The 2607-nt window shown below is 71.5% G+C and carries 3 protein-coding genes and 1 pseudogene; all 4 read right to left on the bottom strand.

From position 1 onward, the window contains the following. Window positions 1-76: 76 nt before the first annotated feature. Complete coding sequence (locus AB0I76_RS27365; RefSeq protein WP_357041249.1) at window positions 77-505, bottom strand: DUF2267 domain-containing protein; 429 nt, start codon at window positions 503-505, stop codon at window positions 77-79. A gap of 304 nt (window positions 506-809) precedes the next feature. Continuing rightward, the gene (locus AB0I76_RS27360) at window positions 810-1685 is read right to left on the bottom strand and encodes a DUF72 domain-containing protein (protein ID WP_357041246.1); all 876 of its coding nucleotides are present in this window, start codon (window positions 1683-1685) and stop codon (window positions 810-812) included. 48 nt (window positions 1686-1733) lie between these two features. After that, window positions 1734-2132 (bottom strand): TraR/DksA C4-type zinc finger protein, encoded by a 399-nt coding sequence (locus tag AB0I76_RS27355; protein ID WP_357041243.1) that lies wholly within the window; start codon window positions 2130-2132, stop codon window positions 1734-1736. 156 nt (window positions 2133-2288) lie between these two features. Next, window positions 2289-2607 (bottom strand): annotated as a pseudogene (locus AB0I76_RS27350) (uridine kinase); the annotation flags it as partial.

The raw sequence follows: 2607 nt of genomic DNA, 5'->3' as shown, positions 1-2607 counted from the left end.
CCCGCGGGGGGCCGCGGGCGCCGGCCCCCCCCCCCCCCCGCACGGCCCGACCCATCCACGGGTCGGGCCGCGCGTGTCACGGGATGATCCGCGCCAGGTCCTTGGGCATCTGGGACTTCACGTCCTGCCACTCGCCCTGGGTGACGTGACGGCGCAGGGTGTCCAGCACCACCTGCACGACACGCTCGGGGCCACCCTCCACGTCGTACGGGAAGCCCTGCCGCACCTCGTAGAGGAAGTCGTCCCGGTTCAGCTTCACCGGTACGTCCTCGGGCTTCCAGCCGTCGAAGTAGATCCCGCGCACCAGCACCGGCAACTGCGCGGCGAACTCCGCGCTCTCCTGCACCGGCATCCGGTCGCGCAGCAGGTGCAGCACGGTCCGCAGCGCCGCGTACGACTGGTTGCGCTGCTCCTTGGGCCAGCCGTACGCGCTCTCGATCTCCTTGAGGATCACGTTCGTCTTGTCCATCGAGGACTCAAACGCGGAATGCAGCTGCTCAGCCATCTCTCCACCCCCGTACGTAGGTCTCCCACGGTCGGTCGTCGGCGCGCCGCGGAGGCCCGGCCGGGCCACGCCACTGCCGGGTCGGAACGACCCGCGCGGCTCGCGGTGCACGCCGGGCGTCGCCGGTCCTGCCGACGACGTGCAGCACGGCGCCGCGTCGTCGATCCGGTACCACCCGAACCGTCATGTCCAGCCACCTCCGTACTGTCGGCTCCGCGCGACCGGCTCCGTCGGCGGACGGTCGCACGCACCGTCCATGCTGCGCCGGGAGAGGGTGAGCCGGCCTCACCCGGTGGGGGTGAGGTCAGCCGGCCGCGTCGAGCAGCCTGGCCAGGGTGGCGGCGTTGGTCTGCGCGTAGTCCCGGTAGCAGTTGTTCATGAGCACGTGGGTCTGCTCGGCGGAGTCGGCCAGCTCCCGCAGCTTCGGGGCCCACTGCTTCAGCTCCCGGTCGGAGTACCGGTAGCCGAACTTCTCGTGGATGTCCTTGCTGGTCCACTTGTCGCTGTGGCCGTGGAAGCGGACCACCGCGAGGTCCGCGGTGGCGGCCAGCACCGGGGGGACCGACGAGCGGTGCCCCTGCGGCATGTCCACCGCGACGTACGGCAGCCGGTGCTGGCGCAGGAAGGCCAGGGTCTCGTCGGCGTTGGCACCGTCGAACCAGGACTGGTGCCGGAACTCGAAGACCGGGCGCAGCGGCGCGCAGCGCTTCGTCACCTCCAGCAGGTACTGCTTGTTGTCCCTCCGAATGGTGAACCAGGGTGGGAACTGGAACAGCAGCGCGCCGAGCTTGCCCGCCTCGACCAGCGGGTCGAGCGCGCTGAGGAACCGGGTCCAGACCTCCTCGTACGCCTGCGGTGGCAGGTCGTCGGGGTAGACGTTCTTCTTGCCGGTGTCCGGCCGGATGTCCTTGTAGAGCGCGCTGACCTTCGTCGGGTGGCCGGTCAGCAGGCTGAACGCCTTCACGTTGAAGGTGAATCCGGCCGGGGTCCGCTCGGCCCACAGCCGGGCCGTGCGTTCGGCCGGCGGCGAGTAGTAGGTGGCGTCCACCTCGACCAGTGGGAACTGCCGGGCGTAGTGGGCGAGCCGCTTCTCCGGCGTGTCGGCCGTCTGCGGGTACCAGCCCGAGTCGAGCAACGTGCGGTCGGTCCAGGACGCCGTCCCCACCAGGATGTCACCCATGGGTGGAGTCCATCGTGTCCCGGACCGACCGGCAAGTTGAGGAGGCGGTCAGGCCGCCCGACGCTCCCGGTTCTGCTTGCAGGTGACGCAGGCCGTCGCCGAGGGGAAGATCTCCAGCCGCTCCACCGGAATCGGCGCGGAGCAGCCCTCGCAGAAGCCGTAGGTGCCCTCTTCCAGCCGGGTCAGGGCGTGCTCGTACTGGGTGCGCCGGTCGAGGATGGTCCGCAGCAGCGACTGCGCGGTGTCCCGCTCGGCGGTTTTGGTGCCGCTGTCGGCCTGGTCGTCGCCGGCGGTGTCGCCCACCTCGACCAGCCGCAGCACCTGGCTCTGCACCACGGCCTGCTCGTACTCCGCGGAGAGCTCGTCGTACCGGGCCTGCAGGGACTGCCGGATCTGGTCGATCTCCTGCTGGGACCGACCGGTACCGACCGTGTCGTGGACGAGCATCGCTGCCTGCCTTTCTGAGGGCCGAACGGGCCGCCGGGGTGCCGGTGGCGCGGGCCCCGGCCAATGGTCGTCTCGGCACGGGCGATCACCCGTGCTCTGTGAGCGGGGCGAATACCCCCGTCTCCGGCGTGCCAAACCGACCGACCCCACCGGTTTTCAGCCCGTTCCGGCGGCCTCCACCACCGCGGGGTGCCGGGGGTCGTCGAGGCGTACGACGACGTCGGCGAAGGTGGCCGGGGCGACCTCGTCGGCGTACCGGGCGAACGCCGGCAGGGTCCAGGTCAGCGCCGGGTCGGTACGGCGGGCCAGCGCTCCCGGCGAGAGCTGCAGGTGCACGGTGACGTCGAAGGGCAGGCCACCGCCGAGCAGCAGCGCGCCACTGACGAGCAGCACCCCGCCCGGCGGCAGGTCGACGTACGCGGCGCGGCTGGACCGGTCGGTCCGCGCGTCCCACAGCGACGGCAGCACCCGCCCG

The sequence above is a fragment of the Micromonospora sp. NPDC049799 genome (assembly GCF_040656655.1).
Lineage (GTDB): Bacteria > Actinomycetota > Actinomycetes > Mycobacteriales > Micromonosporaceae > Micromonospora.
This window is presented reverse-complemented; position numbering and strand designations above follow the sequence as displayed.